The 22824-nt window shown below is 36.0% G+C and carries 23 protein-coding genes; 8 read left to right on the top strand and 15 right to left on the bottom strand.

All coding sequences use genetic code 11. The annotated features are described in order from the left end of the window. Positions 1–78: 78 nt before the first annotated feature. Complete coding sequence (locus tag FD31_RS03260; protein WP_057891332.1) at positions 79–699, top strand: histidine phosphatase family protein; 621 nt, start codon at positions 79–81, stop codon at positions 697–699. Positions 700–798: 99 nt separating this feature from the next. On the opposite strand, the gene FD31_RS03255 is transcribed toward FD31_RS03260, so the two are convergent. The 5 genes from FD31_RS03255 to FD31_RS03235 form a co-directional block, all read right to left on the bottom strand. Continuing rightward, positions 799–1383, bottom strand: coding sequence for a GNAT family N-acetyltransferase (locus tag FD31_RS03255; RefSeq protein ID WP_057891331.1), 585 nt, complete (start codon positions 1381–1383; stop codon positions 799–801). A 122-nt stretch (positions 1384–1505) separates the two neighbouring features. After that, on the bottom strand, positions 1506–2849 hold the full coding sequence (locus tag FD31_RS03250) for a C40 family peptidase (RefSeq protein ID WP_057891330.1): 1344 nt from the start codon (positions 2847–2849) through the stop codon (positions 1506–1508). Positions 2850–3028: 179 nt separating this feature from the next. Then, positions 3029–3481, bottom strand: coding sequence for a GAF domain-containing protein (locus FD31_RS03245; RefSeq protein ID WP_057891329.1), 453 nt, complete (start codon positions 3479–3481; stop codon positions 3029–3031). 36 nt (positions 3482–3517) lie between these two features. After that, on the bottom strand, positions 3518–4429 hold the full coding sequence (locus FD31_RS03240; protein WP_057891328.1) for a DMT family transporter: 912 nt from the start codon (positions 4427–4429) through the stop codon (positions 3518–3520). A 370-nt stretch (positions 4430–4799) separates the two neighbouring features. Continuing rightward, positions 4800–5783, bottom strand: a complete 984-nt coding sequence (locus tag FD31_RS03235; protein WP_057891327.1) for a Gfo/Idh/MocA family protein — start codon at positions 5781–5783, stop codon at positions 4800–4802. Between the two features lie 154 nt (positions 5784–5937). Between FD31_RS03235 and FD31_RS03230 the strand changes: the two genes are divergently transcribed. The 7 genes from FD31_RS03230 (at position 5938) to FD31_RS03200 (ending at position 12430) form a co-directional block, all read left to right on the top strand. Next, positions 5938–6798, top strand: a complete 861-nt coding sequence (locus tag FD31_RS03230; RefSeq protein ID WP_057891326.1) for a MurR/RpiR family transcriptional regulator — start codon at positions 5938–5940, stop codon at positions 6796–6798. A 120-nt stretch (positions 6799–6918) separates the two neighbouring features. Next, on the top strand, positions 6919–7350 hold the full coding sequence (locus tag FD31_RS03225; RefSeq protein ID WP_057891325.1) for a hypothetical protein: 432 nt from the start codon (positions 6919–6921) through the stop codon (positions 7348–7350). 49 nt (positions 7351–7399) lie between these two features. Then, positions 7400–7954, top strand: coding sequence for a TetR/AcrR family transcriptional regulator (locus FD31_RS03220; RefSeq protein WP_057891324.1), 555 nt, complete (start codon positions 7400–7402; stop codon positions 7952–7954). A gap of 132 nt (positions 7955–8086) precedes the next feature. Continuing rightward, the gene (locus FD31_RS03215) at positions 8087–9886 is read left to right on the top strand and encodes an oleate hydratase (RefSeq protein ID WP_057891323.1); all 1800 of its coding nucleotides are present in this window, start codon (positions 8087–8089) and stop codon (positions 9884–9886) included. Positions 9887–10145: 259 nt separating this feature from the next. After that, complete coding sequence (locus FD31_RS03210) at positions 10146–10670, top strand: TetR/AcrR family transcriptional regulator (RefSeq protein ID WP_057891322.1); 525 nt, start codon at positions 10146–10148, stop codon at positions 10668–10670. 1 nt (position 10671) lies between these two features. After that, a complete protein-coding gene (locus FD31_RS03205; RefSeq protein WP_057891321.1) occupies positions 10672–11733 on the top strand; it encodes an FtsX-like permease family protein in 1062 nt (353 codons plus the stop codon). 4 nt (positions 11734–11737) lie between these two features. After that, entirely contained in the window at positions 11738–12430 is a 693-nt protein-coding gene (locus tag FD31_RS03200) for an ABC transporter ATP-binding protein (protein ID WP_057891320.1), read from the top strand. Positions 12431–12614: 184 nt separating this feature from the next. On the opposite strand, the gene FD31_RS03195 is transcribed toward FD31_RS03200, so the two are convergent. From FD31_RS03195 to rnc, 10 genes are all read right to left on the bottom strand, one after another. Continuing rightward, positions 12615–12914 (bottom strand): hypothetical protein, encoded by a 300-nt coding sequence (locus tag FD31_RS03195; RefSeq protein WP_057891319.1) that lies wholly within the window; start codon positions 12912–12914, stop codon positions 12615–12617. 208 nt (positions 12915–13122) lie between these two features. Further along, on the bottom strand, positions 13123–13476 hold the full coding sequence (rplS, locus tag FD31_RS03190; RefSeq protein ID WP_057891318.1) for a 50S ribosomal protein L19: 354 nt from the start codon (positions 13474–13476) through the stop codon (positions 13123–13125). A gap of 114 nt (positions 13477–13590) precedes the next feature. After that, complete coding sequence (trmD, locus tag FD31_RS03185) at positions 13591–14319, bottom strand: tRNA (guanosine(37)-N1)-methyltransferase TrmD (RefSeq protein WP_057891317.1); 729 nt, start codon at positions 14317–14319, stop codon at positions 13591–13593. After that, entirely contained in the window at positions 14319–14834 is a 516-nt protein-coding gene (rimM, locus tag FD31_RS03180) for a ribosome maturation factor RimM (RefSeq protein ID WP_057891316.1), read from the bottom strand. Before rimM ends, trmD begins: the two co-directional genes overlap by 1 nt. A 59-nt stretch (positions 14835–14893) precedes the next feature. Continuing rightward, complete coding sequence (gene rpsP, locus FD31_RS03175; protein WP_057891315.1) at positions 14894–15166, bottom strand: 30S ribosomal protein S16; 273 nt, start codon at positions 15164–15166, stop codon at positions 14894–14896. A 150-nt stretch (positions 15167–15316) separates the two neighbouring features. Beyond that, positions 15317–16753, bottom strand: coding sequence for a signal recognition particle protein (gene ffh, locus FD31_RS03170; RefSeq protein WP_057891314.1), 1437 nt, complete (start codon positions 16751–16753; stop codon positions 15317–15319). A 9-nt stretch (positions 16754–16762) separates the two neighbouring features. Further along, a complete protein-coding gene (gene ylxM / locus FD31_RS03165; protein WP_057891313.1) occupies positions 16763–17104 on the bottom strand; it encodes a YlxM family DNA-binding protein in 342 nt (113 codons plus the stop codon). Positions 17105–17106: 2 nt separating this feature from the next. Beyond that, positions 17107–18561, bottom strand: a complete 1455-nt coding sequence (ftsY, locus tag FD31_RS03160) for a signal recognition particle-docking protein FtsY (RefSeq protein ID WP_057891312.1) — start codon at positions 18559–18561, stop codon at positions 17107–17109. A gap of 9 nt (positions 18562–18570) precedes the next feature. Further along, on the bottom strand, positions 18571–22116 hold the full coding sequence (smc, locus tag FD31_RS03155) for a chromosome segregation protein SMC (protein ID WP_057891311.1): 3546 nt from the start codon (positions 22114–22116) through the stop codon (positions 18571–18573). Positions 22117–22129: 13 nt separating this feature from the next. Beyond that, positions 22130–22819 carry a ribonuclease III gene (gene rnc, locus FD31_RS03150; RefSeq protein WP_057891310.1) on the bottom strand — a complete coding sequence of 230 codons (690 nt, stop codon included), beginning with the start codon at positions 22817–22819 and terminating at the stop codon, positions 22130–22132. Between the last annotated feature and the right edge of the window lie 5 nt (positions 22820–22824).

The raw sequence follows: 22824 nt of genomic DNA, 5'->3' as shown, positions 1-22824 counted from the left end.
ATTAAATTACCAAATCAATTAAATGGCACTTTAATCTCTATAAGCCACTATTTATTTCCAACAAAAGGGAGCTTTCATATGACAGAATTTTACTTTATTCGTCACGGTCAAACCGCTGCTAACGTGATGAAAATGAAACAAGGTACCATTAATACTGAGATAACCTATCTGAATGATAATGGTAAAAAACAAGCACAACATTTGGCTGATAATTTTGATATTAATTTTGCAGATCGTATTATCTGTAGTCCTTTGGAACGTACTAAGCAAACTGCCGCTATTTTGAACACTGATGCTAATTTACCAATCACTTATGATAAACGTCTGATTGAAATTTCTTATGGCGAATGGGACGGTCATCAAAACGCTGAACTACGAAAATTACATCCTGATGCTTACAATAGCTATCTCAATGACGTTTTGCCACTGTACGTTAAATATGCTCCACATGGGGAGACTTTTGAGGACGTTATTAGCCGTGTCCATGACTTCGTTATTGATGCGATGCAAAAATATCCTGATGATAAAATTATCTGCGTTACACATGGTTTTACAGTTAAAGCACTAGCTTTAGACGTATTGAAGCCACAAGATCCAATGACTTTGCCCGAACCACGTAATACTAGTGTTACGAAAGTTGTTGCCTTACCAAAAACTCAAGAATTTTACTTGGAATATTATAATCAAGCTTTTAATTAAACCGAAAAAATAGTGTAGAAACACGAAATCACCAGATTCCTTTTGATATCTGGTGATTTTTGTTTGTAATTAAATCGGAAATTGTGCTATACAATCATCTTACAATTCTTCAACAAAATGATTGTCATACATATTCCAATATTTTTTATATACAAAATTATCATTGTCATTAAAATTGAGTTGATACATTCTGAATATGACAGGGAAATCTTTGGGTTGCCACTGTTCTTCATATGAGTAGCAATACTTCATTCCAACTTTCTGCATAACATTTCCACTTCTTAGATTGTTTCTATCATGTGTTGCCGTAATATATGGGAGACCATCTTTTTTTATCTGCTCCACAACAGCTTTACTTGCCTCAGTAACAATCCCATTATTCCAGAATTCTTTGCGAAGTCCATAACCCAAATCATGATGTTCTTCCATATCAACATTAATATAGCCAATCGGAAGATCATCTCTTTTAAGGCAGATAGCATAAGCATAGGCTTGTGTCTGTTTATATTTATTCGCATATCTTTGTTCATAAAATTTCTTGGTTTCCTCAATATCTTTCATTGGATACCATGGCAAAAACTTATTCACTTCGTCATCTTTAAGAATAAGAAAAAGAGCTTCCATATCTTCTTCAGTAAATTTTCTCAGAATTAAACGTTCTGTCTCTAATGTGGGAGTATTCATAACATTTTACCTCCATATATTTCGAATTACTTAGTTATATCAGAGACTGAAATAAAATGAAACATTGTATATTTATACTCTATAAAAAATATATAGGTAATTTTTGTTACTTATAAAATAGTTTATTTAAATACCCTAACCCCAAATGATGGTGCGAAAGCTGATGAAATTTTATCAATTTTGACATTTGTTCCTGGGCGCAATGCATTGAGATATTCATTGTTACCTAAGTACAAAGCCACGTGATAACTGGCCCCAGCAGGTCCCCAGAACACAAGATCACCTGGTTGTAGTTCACTAATCGAAACTTTTGTCCCAGCTGTTTCTTGTGGAACTGTCCATGAACCAATATTTTGACCAGTTGCTTGACGGAAAACATATTGCATCAAGCCTGAACAGTCGAATCCATCTGGTCCCTTGGCATTCCAAATATAAGGTTTACCAAGTTGACCTTTAGCTGCTGCAATAACATCGCTGATTACTTGTTGTTTACTCTTGCCATTTAACGAAACAGGTTCACGATAATTTGTCATTTCGGTTGTCACACTCGATGGAATCCAACCGCCATTACTCAATTCATACCAAATCAAATTACCTGTCTGCTCAGTTGAAGCTACTTGCAACAAAGTTCCTTTAGCTGAAGATTCCTTAACCCCAGAATTATAATTACTATCGTTGTATACTGAAGCCTTTTGGTTAACCTTTACAACCGCAAAGTTAGGATCCCAATTTTGGGCAGCTGTCGTATCAAAAACTTGGTTGGTAATTTTCGTATAAGTTCCTTCAATCCATTGATTATTACCAATCATATACCAAGCATCACCATTAACATCGACAACCTTTTTCGAAAAGTTCCATGATGAACCATTCTTCAATTTTTGACCGGTAGCTACCTTGTTTGGACCATATCCATTCCACAAATCGATGCCACTGTCAGGAGCATAACTGATTTTAGCAACTCCAGCGTTATTAATAAATGTTGACGTTGAAGCATCATCACTATTTATCCAGCCATCACTTGTGACTTGATACCATGTCTTGCCATTAGCATTATCAACTCGACTGTAGCGCCAAGCACTGTGAGCGTCCAGTTTAGCAGAAGTTGACGTATAATTTCCAGCTGCATAATTGTAAATTAAAGCACCATTTGAGCCTGTTTTAACAATCCCACTCTCGGCGTGACCATGTTGTAATTGAACATCACTTGTTTTGACAAATTCATGTGTTGCAACACGATAAAAACTGCCTTGATCTCCAATTTGAATTTCTTGATCATAAGCCCAGGCAGTGCTTGGAGCTAGTGCTCGATCTTTGACCAATTCACCTTTTTCATTGTATAAAAAAGTCATCTTGGAGGTATTAACGACACCTTTTGTAGCAGCATCAACGTTCAATTGATTACTGAAAAGCATCCCGCCAATAACTCCACTTCCAATTAAAAAGGTGGTTATTAATTTCTTAGACATATTTAATTCCCCTATCATCTGAATATATCCTGAATTCCATATTTCACTTATTCAGATTAGCACCTATTAACAAGCCAATCAATTAGATTTTATTATTATATTTGTTTAATAAAAAAGATAAGCGTTCCCATTTTTAGGAATCACTTATCTCTTTTTGACTACTATCGAAAGACTAAATGTTAAATATGTTTTAATAGCACTTCCACAAATTGTCCCAATTCAGCTTCATTTTCTTCTGTAAAACGATTCAAAGATGGTGAATCAATATCTAAAACACCTATTTTTTTGCCATCTTTGGTAATTGGCACCACAATTTCAGAATTGCTGGCACTGTCACAGGCAATGTGGCCTGGAAATTCATGAACATTAGCTACGCGATGAATTTGTTGGTCTGCAAAGGCTGTTCCCACAACACCTTTACCACTCTTGATGTGCATACAAGCCACTTTACCCTGAAATGGTCCTAAATCTAGTTCATCAGTCGTCTCATTGTATAAATAAAAGCCAGACCAATTTAAATCTTCGTACATATCGTTGATCAAGGCACTAGCATTTGCTAAATTAGCAACCATATTAGTTTCCTCAAAAAGTAATGCATCTAATTGTTTATTTAATAGTGATAGTTCTGCCATATGTAACTCCTCCTCAAAAATATATCTTCTCACAAATCAGGATTTTTTAATGCCATTTTGCTTAACTACATAACGACTAATTACACCTCGCAAATCAAATTGAGCAATCAACGTTGCGAAAATAATCAACGTACCACCAATAATCAAGTGTTGTGTCAAAGGTTCAACATGGAACAATACCGATACTAAACTAGCAAATAACGATTCCGTCATCAAAACTAGTCCAGCGGTAACTGTATCAGTATATCTTTGACTCGTAACTTGAATAACCTGTGCCGCAAATGTTGCAATGACACCTAAATAAATTACTGGTCCAATCGCCGTTGACCAATTGATTTGTTGTAATTTACTATAATCAATCGTCAAGGCATAGATAGTTCCACAAATTGCTTGAACAAAGCCTAATTGAAAGGCAATAATTTGTGGTCGAGCATTTTTAGTTGCATAGCCATAATAAGTCATTTGGAAAGCGTAGAAAATTGCATTGAGCAGTGTTAAGAAGTCTCCCATGTGAAATTCAAAGCCAGTCGTAATGATACCCGTTAAAAAGATCATTCCTAAAAGACATAGGATAATAGATAAATAATTTTTTAACGGTGGTACTTTTTTAAAAAACAACCACGCAATAAACGGTAATAATATCACATAAATTGATGTAATAAAGGAACTGTTACTCGGCGTCGTATACTTTAATCCCGTCGACTGTAACTGGACAACCACAAAGTTAAAGATGGCACAAACTGCTCCAATTTTAAATTCTTTCCAAGTCATCGTTTTGACATTTTTTCGAAAAAAAATATAGACCAAAATGGCTGAAATCAATCCCCGTAATGTATTAATGACAGATGGCGGCATCTTAGCAGCAATTGCCATTTTAATAAATGTATAACTTGTTCCCCACATGAAGGCAACCAATAATAAGTTGCGATTGGCTCTAGCTTGCCCCATCAAACCACCTGATTCGTTTCGTAATTGCTAACAATATTAAACTTTTTTTAATGTGGCTGCAATACAAAGTGTATGAAATATGCCATCTCCGGAACCGAGAAAAGCTTGACTGGCTGTGCGGGCCGGCATGAGCCAAGGTCTCATACCTCGGTTTGAAGCCTCGCAAAGTACGCGAGTCTCCAAACACGCCCGGTGGTGTAAGTGCTAAAGCACTAACGCCACTTTCACTGCCAGTCAAGCTTCCTCGGTTCCTCCGACTAGTTTTATCGATAACTTATATTCAGAAAATCTACTATTAAGTTATAAGAAATTAACCTAGTATATATAACACTTCTTTAATTTAAATCAAGTCATCATGTTATTACGTCATCTACCCTAGTTTTATTCCAGCTCCTTTAAACGCCTGATCAACGACCCACATTACATCTTCACTATGTTGCAATCTTTTTGCCACTTCCGTTAAATCATGGTGGCGAATGATTTGTTCAAATTCGACAAATTCTTGATACATTCGGTGAGGATAAATATTGTGATCAACTTTTTCTAACAATGTTTTATCTTTATCGTACACATCAAATGATTCCATCACATTAGTAGGTCCATTAACGACGATTGTCCCTTTATTACCTTGTAGGACCGTTTTCCCAACTGGTGAAGCTGAATCCTTGGCACCGATGGCCACTGCCTTAGAATTACCATAATCTAACATTAAAATACCTGAGGTATCGATGTTGCGTTCAATATTTGGCAAATAAGATACTGCTTTGGGACGACCCAACAAACCGACGATAAAGTGGATGTTATAAATGTTAATATCCATCAATGCTCCACCGCCTTTTTTCGGATCAAAAGCTGGCAAAACTTTCCCCGTTTCAAAGGCATCATAGCGTGATGAATACTGTGAATAATTACTCTCAATCAATTTCAAATCGCCCAATTCAGGTAATTTTTGCTTCAAATCAACGTAATTTTGAAGATACTGATTGGTAATTGCCTCAATCAAAACTAAATGTTTCTCTTCAGCAATCTTCTTTAAATCCATAAAATCAGAATATTTAACGGTAAAGGGCTTTTCTGAGATAACATTTTTGCCATTTTCCAAGGCCATTTTAGCAAATCCATAATGTAAAAAGTTGGGAACTGCTACATAAACTGTGTCAAAATCGTTTTCAGCTAAAGCCGTATCAAAATCGGTGTAAGTAGATCCAATATGATATTTAGCTTTCAATTCATGTAAAATATCCAAGCTTTTATCTGTACCGATAATGGCTGTCAACTCTGTATCTTTTAAATCCTTTGTGATTGTTAAAAAGTCGTGAACAATCATCCCCGAACCAATAATTGCTAATTTCATCTTAATCACTCCTTGTCTTTGTTATTACCCATTAAAACACGTTAAAATGGTTCTATTAGCAGTAACCAGTGATTAGACATATTGTTCCAAAAATACCGGTAAAATCTTTTCATTACTTGGAATTTTTTTTCACTTCGTACAAGGAGATTTGTAAATGACAATTATTGCCCAGTTAACACAAGCTGATAAATTCAATGGTACCGAAAAACAAATTGCTTCATATATTTTGAAAAATAAAGAGTCCGTCATTAATCAATCAATTCAAGAATTAGCTAGTCTAACTTTTTCCTCGACTTCAACAATCGTGCGACTCTGTCGAAAAATTGGTCTGAAGGGGTTTAAAGATTTCAAAATTAAATTGGCAGCCGAATTGCAACAACACTATAACGATATCTCAACCGTTGACCCTGATTTTCCTTTTACTGAGGACGATTCCAATAAGGAAATTGCTCAAAAATTATTCGATGTCATGCAGGACTCGTTGAGCCAAACTAATAAATTACTTACCAACGAACTTTTAGAACACGCTGTGAGAAATATTTTCCAAGCAAAAAAATTAGGGATATTCGCTTATGGAGACACTTATATCTCAGCTTTGAGTTTTCAAAACAAGCTAATGAAAATCAACTTACCAATTGAGTTGCCAAGTCTAACCGATGAAAGTAAATTTATGGCTGCCAACTACAGTTCTAATGACTGCGCCATTTTAATTTCTTACAGTGGACGTAGTAAAAGTACGTATCAACTCGCCAAAATTCTGCGTCTAAATGGATGCAAAATTATCACTTTAACCTCGGACCAACAGTCAGAAATCGCCAAACTGAGCGATTTAGTTTTACCAATTGCTAACGGCGAAAGTCAGACTATTAAAATTTCACCTTTTGCTTCACAGGTCGGAATTGAGTATGTTCTAAATACACTTTATTCTTGTTTATTTGTCGCTAATTACGATGTTAACCAACGTCACCGGCTAGCTTCTGAAAAACTCTTCGCAGATTCTCGTTTTACTGACTAAACAAAATACTGTCTTGAATATTTCAATTCATCCTTTAGTAGCAACAAAAAATTGAAAGAATATACGTTCGATTATGTTATGCTTGAGATAATTAAAGCATTAATAAAGGAGCATTAAATTATGAATATTTCTCTCTTGAAAAATGTTACTAGAACAACAAATAAGATTGCTCTCAGTCTGTCCACCAATGGTCGTGCTAACGTTAAAATCGTTAATTTTGTTTGGTTTGAAGATCAACCAGATACCCTCTACTTCTCATCTGTTAAAGGAAACGCCGGTACTCTCGAATACGATCAAGCCCAAAGTGTCGCTTTCACTAGCATCCCTAACAGCGATATGATTGGTAATCCTTATATTCGTTCACAAAATGTTACGATTGAACATTCTGATAAGACAATGACTGATTTATTACCAAAATATTTAGATTCTGTTCCTAATTATCAAAAAGTTTGGGATATGATTGGACCTAAACTTGAAGTTTTTGAATTAAAACTTGGCGACGTTTATGTTGATCCTGGATTGGGCCACGAAAAGGCAACTTTGAAATTTTAAATGAAAATAATATAATTAAACTCAATCAATAAGATTTGGGGAATCACTTATGCAAAATACAACGGAACCAATTTTGATTGACGCATTGAACACCATTTTACAAACTAAACCAATCGATAAAATTACTGTGAAAGATATCGTTACTGAATGCCAATTAACTCGTCAAACTTTCTATAACCACTTTTCTGATATTTACGAACTAGTAGAGTTTTCTGCTCGACAAAACGCTGAAAATATTCTCGATAATCTCTCCGACTATGACAATTGGCAACAAGGTTTCTACGATATCATGATTGCACTACGTAATAGTAGCAACATCACACAAAATGTTTATAAATCTGCCTACCGCGATTTGATGGAAAAATATATTTATCAAGTTATTTACGGCTATATTATTAAAGTCGTCGAAAAACAGGCTACTGGTATGACTGTCGATCAAAAGCATAAGGATTTCATTGCCCACTTTTACAGTCTGGCTTTTATTGCCCTGATTTTAGAATGGATCATGGATGGTATGAAAGATGATCCACAAGACATCGTCGATCAAACTGCTGTCCTAGTTAAAGGTGATTTTAAAAAGGCTTTGAATAAATATGCCGAATAAATCTCAAATTTACAAAAAAAGCGAAGTGTAAAGCAATTTTACACTTCGTTTTTTTTGTAAATTGTCTCATTCCTAATTATCTTTTATCGTTGTACTTGTAATAACGATGCGTAATGAAAGAAGGTAATTTTAATGAACATTTATAAAACAATGTATCATCCTCACAAAGCGGCTGGTATTGACGACCGTCGAGCAAATATTGTCGGTGGTGGGATTGCCGGTTTAGCAACTGCTGCCTTTTTGATTGACGATGCTAAGATGCCTGGAGATAATATTACTATTTATGAAAAGAAACCTGTTATGGGCGGTTCCATGGATGGTACTAAAGGTAACGAGGGCTACCTTTGCCGGGCTGAACGTGAGCTCGAACCTTACATGGAATGTCTCTGGTATCTTTGCAGCAAGATTCCTTCACTAGAAAACGAATGCCGGACTGTCCTTGATGATGTCGTTGACTTCAACCGTGATGATCCAATTCACAGTGAAGCCCGTGTTATCGTCAACCAAGGTGAAATTGACGGTCAGTATCACAATTACAAACTTCCACAAAAATATGTCACAGCTATGGCTAAAATTGTTGCTTCATCCGAAGAAGAATTAGCTAATAAACGAATCGATGAATTTTTTGATGAAGGCTTTTTCAAGACTAATTTCTGGGTTTGTTTCCACAGTCAATTAGCTTTCAAACACTATCACAGTGCCATCGAATGCCGCCGTTATTGGCAAAGATTTACTTTCATCAATCGTCACGAATACCTCGAAGGATTCATTCACACCAAATATAACGAATATGACGCAATTATTCTCCCCATCGAGCGTTGGTTGATTGAACACGGTGTTCACTTTGTTAACAACTTCACCGTTTACGATTTAACTTTGGATCAAAAGAATGACACTGTTCAAGCAATTTTAGCTCACCAAGATGATAAGGATGTCACCATTCCTGTCAGCAACAAGGATCTAGTCTTTGTTACAAGTGGTTCAATCAGTGAAAATAGTACATTTGGGGACAACGATACAGTTGCTGTAACTAACACTGATACAGAACACATGGGTACTTTCACTATTTGGAAGAACTTAGCTAAGAAAGATGCTAAATTTGGTCACCCTGAGAAATTCTTAGGACAAATTGATAAAACAAAGTGGATCTCATTCTTCCCTACTGTTAAAGGTTATCCAGAATTTTTCAAGCGTATCGAAGAGTTATCCGGTAGTAAGGCTGGTACTGGTGGTTTAATGACTTTCCGTGATTCTAACTGGGATATGTCATTTGAAATTCATCACAAACCATTCTTCCCATATCAAGCTAGTGACGAAGAAGTTGGCTGGGGCTATGGTCTTTACGGCGAAAATGTTGGTAACTATGTCAAGAAACGCATGTGGGATTGTACCGGTGATGAAATTATGACTGAACTACTCTATCACTTAGGAATGCTTGACATTAAAGATGAAGTTTTGAAACACACTTACATGTCAACGGCCATGATGCCTTACGTAACAAGTCAATTTATGCCACGTCAACTCGGTGATCGTCCAAAAGTTGTTCCTGATGGCTGCACTAATCTCGCCTTTTTAGGACAATTTGTTGAAATTGACGATGATGTTGTCTTTACCGTTGAAACTTCTGTTCGGACTGGTTTGGAAAGTGTTTACGAACTATTGAATATTGATAAAGATGTCATCGAAGTTAACCCTTCACGTTACGATATTCGTTATCTATTAGAGCGTGTCAAGAGATTTAACGGTATCAAAGGTAAAATTAAAGCTAGTGACCTTCCAGCAATTACACCTGAAGCATTGCCAGCCATTCAAAAGATGTTGTTAGATTACGTAAACAACGTCCCACCTTATTATCAAATGTACTTAGGACGCGATAAGACGATTCCATTGAAAGAATCAGTTTTGCACCCTAAGGCTCCACATAGTAAATAATACAAAGAAGCTTAACTTCTCAATTGAAGTTAAGCTTCTTTTTTGTCTATTAGTCAGTTCTTAGTAAAGTTTACAAGCACAAGACAATCAGTCTTCTAACCATTCAGTAAAAACCTAGCACCCCATCGACTTAACCATGATAATTTTCAGAAAAATTATTTTCATAAAATGATTTCAATTCCAATAGTTGACACCGTGTCACTATTTCACTATACTATGCACATATTTAAAAGTGACACAGTGTCACAAAGGAGAAATTATGGTTTCAACAACTTTTGATAATTTAAATGAATCAAAAAAAATTTTAATTACTGATGCCTTATTAAATGAATTTTCTAATCATAACCTAGCTTCTGCCCAAGTATCACGAATCGTCAAAGAGTCCGGAATTGCTCGGGGAGCCTTTTATAAATACTTCGATGATTTAACTGATGCATATAACTATTTGTACCATCTTGCTATGCGTGACATTCACCAAAAAATCGCAACTGATTCAGATGATCAACTAAGACCCAATGATTACGTCGAGCAAGTCCGTGATTTCATTGAAAAAAGTACCAACAGTCGCTACTTTGCTCTAGTTAAAATGCATCTACTTTATAATGAATCTACTTTTTTAGCCTCTTTCAATAATCAATTGATAACTGAAAATGAATTTCACTGGGCAACACAAGTAATGATTCACGATGCCATTAAACAAATAATGGTTAATCCTGAATCTAAGGAAATAATTTTACAGAAATTAGCTAAAATCTTACGTGTACTGGCTAAAGAGGATGATTAACATGTTTTTATCGCTCAAAGAAATTAAAAAAGAAAAATTTCGATACGGTCTGATTATCGGCATGATCGTATTAATTGGTTATCTGATTTTTATTTTAACGAGTTTAGCTATGGGTTTAGCCAATCAAAATACAGATGCTATTAATTCATGGAACATCAACAGCGTGGCTCTGAACAAGGATGCCAACACTAGTTTGACCCAATCACTAATTACAAATGACAATGCCAAAAATGCCAAGTTAACTAAAAATGAAGCCTACATTGGTCAAGCATCAGTGGTTGTTAAAAAATCTGGTTTAACAAAAGAATCGGCCCAATTTTTAGGTTTAAAGCCTAATCAATTTATTGCTCAAAATCTTAAGTTAAGCTCCGGTCATAAAATCCAAAAAACTAATCAAGTCGTGGTTGATGAACAATTTAAAAATGATGGTTATCAACTCGGCGATAAAATCAAATTCAATTCAGAATCACAAAACTATACCATTGTCGGCTTCATTAAAAATGCCAAATTAAACATTGCTCCAGTTGTATATGGAAATATTTCTAACTGGAAAAACATTAAAAACCTCAATGGACCTTTTGCAGCTAGTGCCATTGTTTCTAAGAATGCAAAGTTTTCGATGAAAGATGATCAAGTAAAAACTTACTCAATTTCAACTTTCATCTCTAAACTTCCTGGATATTCTGCACAAAATTCAACCTTTACTTTCATGATTGCTTTTCTCATGATTATTTCCTTAATTGTAATTGCTGTCTTCTTATACATCCTCACGATTCAAAAGATTCAAAATTATGCTGTTTTAAGAGCACAAGGAATACCTGCTAAAACACTCGTAAACGCCACTATTTCCCAATCAGTCATCTTAGTCGTAAGTGGTTTATTTATCGCAACTATTTTAACAGGAATTACAGCTTTCGCTATGCCTAATGCCGTGCCAATGAGCTTTAACATTCCCATTTTATCAGCCGTTGGTTTGGGACTAATTCTGACTGGTTTATTAGGATCACTTATTCCCATAAAAATAATTTTAAATGTTGATCCTGTCAGCGTAATCGGAGGCTAATCAAATGGAAACTTTACAATTAATTAATATCAATAAATACTTTGGAACCGGAACTAGTCGGGTTCACGTTCTCAAAGATATCAATTTCACTGCCAAAAAAGGTGAAGTCAATCTTGTTATTGGTCCTTCTGGTTCTGGCAAAAGTACTTTTTTAACTATTGCCGGTGGTTTACAAACACCCACAGACGGATCCGTTCAACTTGAAGGTGATATGCTCAAAAATATGTCCAGTAAGCAACGTGATGCCCTGCGACTCAATAGTATCGGGTTCGTGCTTCAATCTTATAGCTTGGTCCCCTATTTAACCGTTAAGGAACAATTCAAACTTGTTAAGAAGGTTAAAAAGCAAAATAATCTCACCAACTTGTCATTAACACAATTAATGGAAAAACTTGGAATTGAAGACTTAGTCAATAAATACCCTGGTGAACTATCAGGTGGACAAAATCAGCGTGTGGCAATTGCTCGAGCACTGTATACGAAACCTGATATTTTACTAGCCGACGAACCCACAGCTGCTCTTGACAGTGAACGAGTAGCTGAAGTTGGCCAAATTTTTCAAGACCTAGCTCGGGAACAAAATACGGCAGTCATTATCGTAACTCACGATTTACGATTGATTAATTTTGCAGATAACGTCTATAAGATTATGGATGGTCAAATGACACTGGAAAATGATATGAAACTGGCACAATAATTTAAGGTGATAAAAGCATCAAAGATAACAAAAAAACGTATTCTCAAAATTAATTTAATCGAGAATACGTTTTTTTGTTTTTCGTTGAATTATCGAATTATTTCTACCTTGAAACTTTGTTCAATAACTGTTGATTAATTTCTGTATTAACAAGTACAGAATACTGCCATTTACATAAATAACTTTAATGTTTTTTGATGTGTTCCTTTTCCGAATTATATCCGCGAATGAATTCACTGACCTCAAGAGCTTTGTCATCAAATAATTTATTTACAACATCAATTGCCAACTCTGGATATGTTGCAAAAGTCCCATTTTTTTTATAATCCCTTTGAGCCTTTTGGACACCCATTTCAAAATCGGTCAAATTAGATTGTCGCTTAGCTTCAGTTTCCCAAGAAGTATAGGCTGCCTTGGCATCATCATAGTTTCCTGCTTCGTAATTTTTTTTCACATAATCATGAATATCTTTTAGCGTACTCATAAGTATACGCCCCACTTTCTGAGTTTCTAAACGTATCTATGGTCGTCACGTTAGTTCTTTTCAAGTAATTTGTCGGTATCCAAATTGTAGAGGTAATTTAATCAATACGATTTGACAAAGAGCCACAAAGATCACAAAACATTATAAGATAACAAAAAAACGTATCCTCTCAATTGAGAATACGTTTTTTTAAGCTATTTGCATTAAATTAGATGTCACGACGACGTTCTTTAATACGAGCAGCCTTACCTGTACGAGCACGTAGGTAGTAAAGCTTGCTACGACGTACACGACCATGTCTGATAACTTCGATTTGTTCTACACGAGGTGTGTTTAATGGGAATGTTCTTTCAACACCAACACCATTACTCATCTTACGAACAGTGTAAGTAGCACTGATACCAGCGCCATGTCTCTTGATAACGACACCTTCGAATAGTTGGATACGTTCACGGCTACCTTCAACAACCTTAGCGTGTACACGAACAGTGTCACCACTACGGAATTCAGGTACGTCAGAACGTAATTGTTCTTTAGTAATATCTTGAATTAAGTTATTCATAAATAAATTCTCCCTGCCGACACTCTTACATATCCTTTGATACACAGCGGAATATCGTTAATATGTGTGTTCAAACACTCTTAATATGATACTTTATTTGAAGTCAATTGTAAACTAGTTATTTCGACGAATTTCACGAAGAATCTTTTGTTCCTCATCAGTCAACTCAGCTTTTGCCAATAAATCCGGACGACGTTCAAGAGTCTTCTTCAAGGCTTGTGTGAGACGCCAAACGCGGATTTTTTCATGGTCCCCACTAGTTAATACCTCAGGTACCTTTTTCCCACGGAAATCGGCTGGACGCGAGTACTGAGGGTATTCAAGCAAGTTGTGTGAGAATGATTCCTCTTCAGCTGAGAATGAATTACCTAGGACACCCGGTACAAAACGCAAGGTTGCATCAATCATACTCATCGTTGGCAGTTCCCCACCAGTCAAAATATAATCACCAATCGAAACTTCATCGGTTACTAAATCTTTAACTCGTTCGTCAAAGCCTTCGTAATGACCACAAATAAAAACAAGTTGATCTTCCTTGGCAAAGTCACGAGCCATTTTAGTATTGAAAGTTTTCCCAGCTGGATCTAACAAGACGACTCGTTTTTTACCTGGCTTTTTCTTTTCAACATAGTCCATAGCGTCGTAAATTGGTTGGGCCTGAAGCAACATACCAGCACCACCACCATAAGTACCATCGTCAACATGATTTTGTTTATTCGTCGTAAAGTCACGAAAATCAACGATGTCAATATTAACAAGATCTTTTTCCTGTGCTTTACCAATCAACGATTCATCTAAAGCCTGAAACATTTTTGGAAAAATACTTAAAATTGTAATATCCATTAGTCTATCAACCCATCCGGTATTTCGACGTTGACAACACTGTTATCAAGGTCAACTTCTTTAACCACATCAGCAATATAAGGTAATAAGACTTCTTTGTACTTAGGTCCTTTAACAACCCAAACGTCGTTAGAACCTAATTCCAAAATTTCGGTTACCTTACCGATTTCACCTAAATCTTTATCAACTACTGTCAAACCGATAATTTGCTTATAAAGAAATTCGCCCTCGTTGAGATCAGAAATTTCTTCACCATCAGCAAATAGCTCTGATTTAACATATTTTTCAACATCATTGATATTGTCGTACCCCTTCATCTTCAACAAGATAAAACTCTTGTGTGGACGTGAAGATTCAACCGTAAATTCAGTGACTTGATCTTTGTTTTTCAAATAAAGTTTGGCACCCGCTTTGAAGCGATCTTCTGGAAAATCAGTAATTGGAATTATTCTCAATTCGCCTTTAATACCATGAGTATTGACGATTGTACCAACTCGATATAATTTTTCGGTCATTTTTCCTCCGTGAATAAAAATAGGACCACGACAACACATGTCTGGTCCCATCGAAATTACTATTTTGTGAATTTGCTTTCGTGGTACTTTTGCATAATTCCGTGTTGTTTCAACAAGTGACGAACAGTATCTGAAGGTTGTGCACCTTTGTTTAACCATTCAACGATCTTGTCATCGTCTAATTTAATTTCTTCTGGTTGTGAGATTGGGTTGTAATAACCAACTTGTTCGATAAAACGACCATCACGTGGTGAACGTGAATCTGCAACAACTAATCTATAAAATGGGCGTAATTTACTACCCATACGTTTCATTCTAATCTTAACTGACATATGTTTGTTTCCTCCTAAATACTTAACTTTGTTAGTATACACAAAAATATAACTGCTGTAAAGTTTTTTCCTTTACACCGCTTATTTTATTTAAATTTTCCGTCTCCAAGGTAGATAAATAAAAAAAACATCAATTAAGATGTTTTCATTTTATGACTTAAAACGTTTGATCTTCTTTAAACGCTTCTTTTTGTTTTTCTTATTTTTACGAATCATTGAGTGCATTGCCATCTTACCAAGACGACCTTGGACACCATTGCCCATCAGTTGATCCATTCCTGCCATGTTTCCCTTACTCATCTTATTCATCATGTCACGTGATTGTTTGAATTGCTTGATCATTCGGTTAACGTTTTGCACGCTTTGACCAGAACCAGCAGCAATTCTTCGACGACGTGATGGGTTCAATGAATCGGGATCTTCACGTTCTGATGGTGTCATTGAATAAACAATTGCCTTTAAATGAGCAATATCTTTTTCACCGATATTAATATTAGCTAAAGCGGGATTATTAGCCATACCAGGGATCATCTTCATGATTTCGTCCAAAGGACCCATCTTTTGAATTTGATCCATTTGATCGATAAAATCATTGAAATCAAAACTGTTTTCACGAATCTTTTCGGCAACTTGTTGTGCTTGCTTTTCATCATAATCAGTTTGGGCTTTTTCAATCAATGTTAGCATGTCACCCATACCGAGGATACGGTTAGCCATACGGTCAGGATGGAAAACATCTAATTGGTCGAGCTTTTCACCTTGTCCAATAAACTTAATTGGCTTACCAGTGACGTCACGAATTGACAAGGCAGCACCACCACGGGTATCACCATCTAACTTCGTCAAAACAACACCAGTAATATCTAATTGTTCATCGAAACCATGGGCAACTTTAGCAGCAACTTGACCAGTCATTGAATCAGCAACGAACAAGATTTCATCTGGTTGGGCTAATTCTTTGATACGTTGAAGTTCTTCCATCAATTGTTCATCAATTTCCAAACGACCAGCCGTATCAATAATCACGTAATCATTTTTGTTTTCTGCAGCTACTTTTAAACCATTACGGACAATATCTACTGGATCGTGTTCAGTTCCTTCGTCGTACACTGGCACATCGAGTTGTTGACCGATAGTCTTCAATTGTTCGATGGCAGCTGGACGATAAACATCCCCTGCGATAAATAATGGACGAGCTTTTTCAGTTGTCTTCAAACGGTTGGCTAACTTACCAGCTGTAGTAGTTTTACCAGCACCTTGCAAACCAACCATCATGATGATTGTTGGAATATGCTTAGATTTGTTCAATGGAACAGCTTCTTGTCCCATGATCTTCGTTAATTCTTCATCAACGATTTTGACAACTTGTTGCGATGGCGTCAAACTTTCCATTACTTCGGCGCCTAAGGCACGTTCTCTAACTGACTTGACGAATTTTTTAACAACGTCAAAGTTAACATCAGCTTCAAGCAATGCCATTCGTACTTCACGCATTACTTTTCGGATATCTTCGTCAGAAAGTTTACCCTTACCTCTTAGTGAGGAGAAAACTTTGTTTAAGCGTTCACTTAATCCTTCAAAAGCCATACTCTACTCCTACATTTCATTTATTTTAGAAATTCTCTGTACTAAATCTAATAATTCTTTATCATCAGCATACTTAGTTTGAACCAAATGGTCGAGTTTTTCCGAAATATCATCAATTTCTTGTGTCTTATCGATTAAACCCAACTCTTTCTCAAATGATTCTAACAAATTGACTGAACGATGCAAGTTATCTAAAACTGCCTGCCGTGAAACTTGTAGCTGTTCAGCAATTTCACTAAGCGAAAAATCTTCAACATAATAAAGATCCATGTAGCGACTTTGCTTAGTCGTTAATAAGGAATGATAAAAATTATATAACAAATTCACTCGTGTTGTTTCATCAATATCCATAACTATTTGTTAGTTGTCCCAACAATTAATTCTTTAAACAAGCCGTAAATGAATTTCTCAGGATCAAAGTCACGTAAATCGTCCATTTGTTCACCTAAACCAACTAGTTTAACTGGAATATGTAATTCATTTCTAATTGCTAAGACGACCCCACCTTGCGAACTACCATCAAGTTTTGTCAAAACGATTCCGGAAACATCGGTTGTTTCATTGAATTGTTTGGCTTGACTCAAAGCATTCTGACCAGTGGAACCATCTAGTACCAAAAGTACCTCTTGTGGTGCTTCTGGTAATTCACGAGTGATAACACGTTTAATTTTTTCTAGTTCACGCATCAAGCCCTCTTTGTTTTGAAGACGACCAGCTGTATCAACTAGTAAGATATCGTAATCTTGTTCGACTGCTCGTTGAACAGCATCGTAGACAACTGAAGCAGGATCAGTGTGGGCCTTACTTGCTTGAACGTCAACGCCATCACGTTTACCCCATTCTTGCAATTGTTCAATCGCACCAGCTCTAAATGTATCGGCAGCGGCTAGTAAAACTTTCTTACCTTGTTCCTTATAGCGGTGAGCCAGTTTACCAACAGTAGTAGTTTTACCAGCACCATTAACACCGACAAATAGGAAAACGGTTGGTGTTTTATCAGCACTGAATTTCAAAGAATTATCTTCCTCTTTACCCTCTTCACCGTACATATCAACTAATTTCTTAACGATTACATTGGAAACATCAGATTTCTTCTTGGCATTTTCCAATTTAACTTCTTCACGTAATTCATCAGAAATACGCATAGCAGTTTCATAACCAACATCAGATTCAATCAACAACTCTTCCAAGTCATCAAAGAAATCTTCATCAACACTTCTAAAGTTAGCTAGGAAACGATTTAAACGTGAACTAAAGGAGTTACGACTCTTCTTTAAGCCTTCATCATATTCTTTGACATCATCTTTAGCTTCAGTTTCTTCAGTAGCAGGTGTTTCAGCTTCAGCATTTTCAGTTGTTTCTGGTTCCACTGTTTCATTAGTACCATCTGTAGTTTCTGATTCGGCATCAGTCTCAGTTGCAGTTTCTTCGGCTGAATCAGTTGTTTCATTGGAACTTGTCTCTTCAGAAACTGGCTCCGCTTTAGCTGGTTCTTCAATAGTTTCTTTTGTTTCTTCAACAGGTTCTGATTCAATATTAGGTTTAACTTCAGGTTCAGCCTCTGGTTGAGCAGGTTCAGGTGCTTCCTCTGTAGTTTTAGTTTCTGGTTGTTCTTCTGGAGTTTCTTCTACAGATTGTTCTGATTCTGCAGTTTTTGCTTCAGTTGTTTCATCAGCGGTCGTTTCGGCAGATTCAGCGGTTTGGTCAGATTCTTTAGTTGATTCTTCTTGAGATTTCTTTTCTAAATCTTTATCTTCAGAATCATCTTTACCAGTAAAGGCTTTTTTAATTCGATCAAATAATCCCATTATTAACTCCTATTCTTTGACGTGCACAGATAGCATTCGTGATACACCGGATTCTTCCATCGTGACACCATATAGACGATTAACGTTCATCATCGTTCCTTTACGGTGAGTGATAACAATAAATTCAGTGTTGGCGTCATATTGATTTAAATAATTGGCAAAGCGGTAAACATTCGCATCATCAAGTGAGGCTTCAACTTCATCAAGAATACAGAATGGAACCGGTTTGACCTTAATGATAGCGAATAACAAAGTTATAGCTGTTAAAGCTTTTTCACCACCAGATAATAAACTCAAACGTTGGAACTTCTTCCCAGGTGGTTGAGCGATAATTTCGATTCCTGTTTCCAAAAGATTGTCTGGTTCTGTCAAAACTAATTTAGCACGACCACCAGCAAACATCTCTGGGAAAATATCTTCAAAAGCAGCTGCAACTTCATCAAAAGTCTTTTTAAAACGAGTTGTAACTTCTTTATCCATTTCTGACATTGTATCAAGTAATTGTGAACGAGCTTGTAACAAGTCATTTTGTTGCTGTGTTAGGAACTCATAACGATCTTTGACCTTGTCATATTCTTCAATAGCCGACAAATTGACCGTTCCCAATTCTTCAATACCCATCTTCAACAGACGAGCTTCTTTTTGTAACTCATCTGGATCATAATCACCTTGTTTTAAGGCCAATAATGAAGCTTCATAAGTTAATTGATACTCTTGTGACAAAGTATCAAGACGACTATCAATTTGATTAGATAGCTTCGTATTTTGAATAGCTAACGTTTCTTGTTGATCAGATGCCGTCTTTTGTAAATCAAAGTTTCGTTGCGCTTTATTGTTCAAATCAGTTGCCAAAGCTTGTTGTTTTTCACGTTCAGCTTTCAAATCAACGACAACTTTTTGTAATTGTTTAATTTCTGTTTGCAGATCGGCAATCCGACTCTTAACTTCGGTACTATTAAGATCCAATTGACTTCGTTCAGAATCAAGCACTGTCAACTGCTTTTGAATCTCGGTAATTTGTGTGCCAGCTTGTTCAACAGTTTGTTTCAAATCTTGGTTTTGAACAGCTTCATTATCATGATTACTCTTCACAACTGCAAGTTTTGTTTGAATATCTTGTTCTTGATGATTGATTGACTGCAATTCAGCATCAAAGTCGGTCAACATCTTTTGCTTTTGATCAATTTCAGCTTGTGTTTGTTCAATGTCAGCCGTGATTTTTTTAGCTGACTCTGTTTGTGTCTCTAAACTAGTTTGTAATTCCTCTTGTTCAGATTGATACTTCGACAAGTTATATTTAATAACTTCCAGACGTTCACTGAAATGCTTCTCTTCATTTTGATAAGTCGAAATTTCACTTTCAAAGTGATTTTTCTCAGCATTGAATTGCGCTAACTTCTCGTCAACCGTCTTCTTTTCAGCATTGTAATTCATCAACTGTTCACGCAAATCTTGAACGGTTTGTTGCTTTTGATCCATTAAGAGTTCTTGTTTTGACAATTCACTCGTTAATGATTGCAATTCATCTTTACGTGTCAAAATACTTGAGTTAACGCGACGTTGTTGTCCACCAGTTAGTGATCCACCCGCATTAACAACATTTCCGTCTAATGTAACGACGCGATATTTCCGATTAACAGCGGCAGAAATCTTCGTAGCAACATTGATATCTTTGGCAATCAATAAATTACCTAAAATATTTTTCACAATGTTAGCTACTTTACTGTCATATTTAACTAAATCACTAGCGACCCCAACAAAACCTGCGACCATTTCAGCTTTGTTCAAATCATTAGCATAAATATTTCGTGGCTGAATAATGTTCAATGGTAAGAAAGTTGCTCGACCACCACGACTTTGTCTCAAGAAAGCAATCGCCTTTTTAGCTGATTCTTCATCTTCAGTAACAATCGATTGTAACTGATTGCTGACAACTGTTTCAATTGCTAATTGATATTCTTTGGGAACAGAAATCAATTCCGCAACCGCACCGACAATACCATTGATTTGTTGACTATTATTTAAAACATTCTTGGCACCTTCAAAAAAGCCAGCGTGTTCTTGTTCCATATTTTCGAGAACTCGTTTGCGGGCTTTAATTTCTTGAAGATTTTCCAAAATTTTCAAATAATTGCTATTTTCACGTTTACCAGTTTCAGTTACTTCAGCAATCGCCTTGTCCAACTGTTGTTCACGTTCAATTAATGATTTATTATCATCGACTAATTGCTTGATTTGTTGATTGATCGAATCATTGTCATCTTTTGAACTATTAAGATTCGTTGTAACATCAGTCAATTGTGTTTGTTGTTCATTGATTGAAGCTGCAACACGCTCAAGTTGACGTTGTGAAAATTTTTGTTCGTTATTATTCGAAACTTGTGCTTGCAATAAATTAACGTAGTCATTACGCAAGTCGGCAATATTTTTTTGTAAATCAGCTGGTGTTTTTTTCTTCAACTGTTGAATATCAGCTAACTGTTTTTCAAAATCTTTAATTTTGGCAACACATTCAGCCAATTTTTGGTTGGATTCATTTAACTTCGTTTGATTAGCTTCTTTACTTGCTTGCAAACTAGCTAATTGGCGGTTCAAAGATAATTTATTCGATGAATTGAAACCATTACGTTCATCAGCAACAGCAACTTTCCCATTAAAAATTTCCAAGGTCTTTGTCGACTCAGTCAATTTTGTTTGGTTATCATCAATCTTTTCAGTCAGTTCATGAACCGACTGATTATTATCTTCAACTTGCTTATTAGCAATCTTAACTTGTTGTGAAATATTTTGAAGACTCATCTTTACTTCACGTAAATCTTTTTCAATTTGACGTTTTTGAGCGGACAAATCTCGAACTTCAATCGTTAAGATTTTTTGATAAATACTGTCATACTTACTCTTTTGTTCCTTGTAGTCTCGAGCAATACTAGCTTGTTCCTTCAAAGGTTCAACTTGTTTTGACAATTCTGAAACAATATCTGAAACACGGTGCAAATTATCGGTTGTTTCCGATAACTTATTTTCAGCCTGTTGCTTCTTTTGCTTAAAGAGTGAAACTCCAGCTGATTCTTCAATAATCGTTCGACGTTCTACTGGCTTACTGTTAAAAATAGCCTCAACACGACCCTGAGAAATTATTGAGAAAGATTGTTTCCCCATTCCAGAATCCATAAATAATTCAGTAATATCACGTAAACGACATTGTTTATTATTAATTAAAAATTCAGTGTCGCCATTTCTAAATAAGCGACGACAAATTACCAAGTCATCTTGGGACGACTTGAGCTCTTTATTGCGATTATCGAACTCTAAAACAACTTCAGCACGGTTCATTTGTGGACGCGTATCGCTCCCAGCAAAAATCACATCGACCATTTTGTCTCCACGTAAACTTTTTGCTGATTGTTCACCCATTACCCAACGAATGGCTTCAGTAATATTTGATTTTCCACTCCCGTTGGGTCCAACAATTCCAGTAATTCCACTGGTGAAATCAATCTTTGTCTTGTCAGCAAAAGATTTAAACCCATTGATCGTTAATGATTTTAACGGCATAAACTAAAAACTCCTATAATTCTTCTAACGCTCTTTTGGCAGCCATTTGTTCAGCATGCTTCTTACTGTAACCCAGTCCTTTAGACAAAATCTTACCATTAGCAATCAATTCAACCTTGAACTTCTTGTCATGGTCCGGACCTTCTTCATCGATGACTTTATAGTCAATTTCGACTTCGCCAGATTGTTGTAATCTTTCTTGTAAATGAGTCTTGAAATCAGTATCTTCAGAAAACTCACCTGAATCAATGTGTGGATAAACGACTTTCTTCAAGAAATCATCAACCACTTCGTTGCCTTGGTCAAGATACAATGCGCCATTAAAAGCTTCAAAGATATCTTCTAGTAAAGTATGTCTTTGACGGGCACCCTGTTTTTCTTCACCCTTACCAATCAACAAATATTTATCAATATTAATTTCTTTAGCAAAACGGGCAAAACTATCAGTCCGGACAATATCAGATCTTAAACGTGTCAACTTACCTTCTGGTAATTGTGGATACTTTTCAAACAGATAGCGAGAAATATTAATTTCCAACACCGCATCCCCCAAAAACTCCAAGCGTTCGTAATCACCGATACCTAGGCCTTTGTGCTCATTATCAAAGGAAGAATGAGTCATAGCTCTTTCAACCAGTTTTTTATCGTTAAACTTAATTCCGTATTTCTCATCTAAAACTTCTAAGAACCTTGGATCTAACATAACGT

Origin of the sequence: Companilactobacillus nantensis DSM 16982 (assembly GCF_001435815.1) — a bacterium.
Taxonomy (GTDB): domain Bacteria; phylum Bacillota; class Bacilli; order Lactobacillales; family Lactobacillaceae; genus Companilactobacillus; species Companilactobacillus nantensis.
This window is presented reverse-complemented; position numbering and strand designations above follow the sequence as displayed.

Coding starts and splice junctions, on each gene's coding strand:
- FD31_RS03260 (WP_057891332.1), top strand. CDS start 79: ATGACAGAATTTTACTTTATTCGTCACGGTCAAACCGCTGCTAACGTG.
- FD31_RS03255 (WP_057891331.1), bottom strand. CDS start 1,383: ATGAATACTCCCACATTAGAGACAGAACGTTTAATTCTGAGAAAATTT.
- FD31_RS03250 (WP_057891330.1), bottom strand. CDS start 2,849: ATGTCTAAGAAATTAATAACCACCTTTTTAATTGGAAGTGGAGTTATT.
- FD31_RS03245 (WP_057891329.1), bottom strand. CDS start 3,481: ATGGCAGAACTATCACTATTAAATAAACAATTAGATGCATTACTTTTT.
- FD31_RS03240 (WP_057891328.1), bottom strand. CDS start 4,429: ATGGGGCAAGCTAGAGCCAATCGCAACTTATTATTGGTTGCCTTCATG.
- FD31_RS03235 (WP_057891327.1), bottom strand. CDS start 5,783: ATGAAATTAGCAATTATTGGTTCGGGGATGATTGTTCACGACTTTTTA.
- FD31_RS03230 (WP_057891326.1), top strand. CDS start 5,938: ATGACAATTATTGCCCAGTTAACACAAGCTGATAAATTCAATGGTACC.
- FD31_RS03225 (WP_057891325.1), top strand. CDS start 6,919: ATGAATATTTCTCTCTTGAAAAATGTTACTAGAACAACAAATAAGATT.
- FD31_RS03220 (WP_057891324.1), top strand. CDS start 7,400: ATGCAAAATACAACGGAACCAATTTTGATTGACGCATTGAACACCATT.
- FD31_RS03215 (WP_057891323.1), top strand. CDS start 8,087: ATGAACATTTATAAAACAATGTATCATCCTCACAAAGCGGCTGGTATT.
- FD31_RS03210 (WP_057891322.1), top strand. CDS start 10,146: ATGGTTTCAACAACTTTTGATAATTTAAATGAATCAAAAAAAATTTTA.
- FD31_RS03205 (WP_057891321.1), top strand. CDS start 10,672: ATGTTTTTATCGCTCAAAGAAATTAAAAAAGAAAAATTTCGATACGGT.
- FD31_RS03200 (WP_057891320.1), top strand. CDS start 11,738: ATGGAAACTTTACAATTAATTAATATCAATAAATACTTTGGAACCGGA.
- FD31_RS03195 (WP_057891319.1), bottom strand. CDS start 12,914: ATGAGTACGCTAAAAGATATTCATGATTATGTGAAAAAAAATTACGAA.
- rplS (WP_057891318.1), bottom strand. CDS start 13,476: ATGAATAACTTAATTCAAGATATTACTAAAGAACAATTACGTTCTGAC.
- trmD (WP_057891317.1), bottom strand. CDS start 14,319: ATGGATATTACAATTTTAAGTATTTTTCCAAAAATGTTTCAGGCTTTA.
- rimM (WP_057891316.1), bottom strand. CDS start 14,834: ATGACCGAAAAATTATATCGAGTTGGTACAATCGTCAATACTCATGGT.
- rpsP (WP_057891315.1), bottom strand. CDS start 15,166: ATGTCAGTTAAGATTAGAATGAAACGTATGGGTAGTAAATTACGCCCA.
- ffh (WP_057891314.1), bottom strand. CDS start 16,753: ATGGCTTTTGAAGGATTAAGTGAACGCTTAAACAAAGTTTTCTCCTCA.
- ylxM (WP_057891313.1), bottom strand. CDS start 17,104: ATGGATATTGATGAAACAACACGAGTGAATTTGTTATATAATTTTTAT.
- ftsY (WP_057891312.1), bottom strand. CDS start 18,561: ATGGGATTATTTGATCGAATTAAAAAAGCCTTTACTGGTAAAGATGAT.
- smc (WP_057891311.1), bottom strand. CDS start 22,116: ATGCCGTTAAAATCATTAACGATCAATGGGTTTAAATCTTTTGCTGAC.
- rnc (WP_057891310.1), bottom strand. CDS start 22,819: ATGTTAGATCCAAGGTTCTTAGAAGTTTTAGATGAGAAATACGGAATT.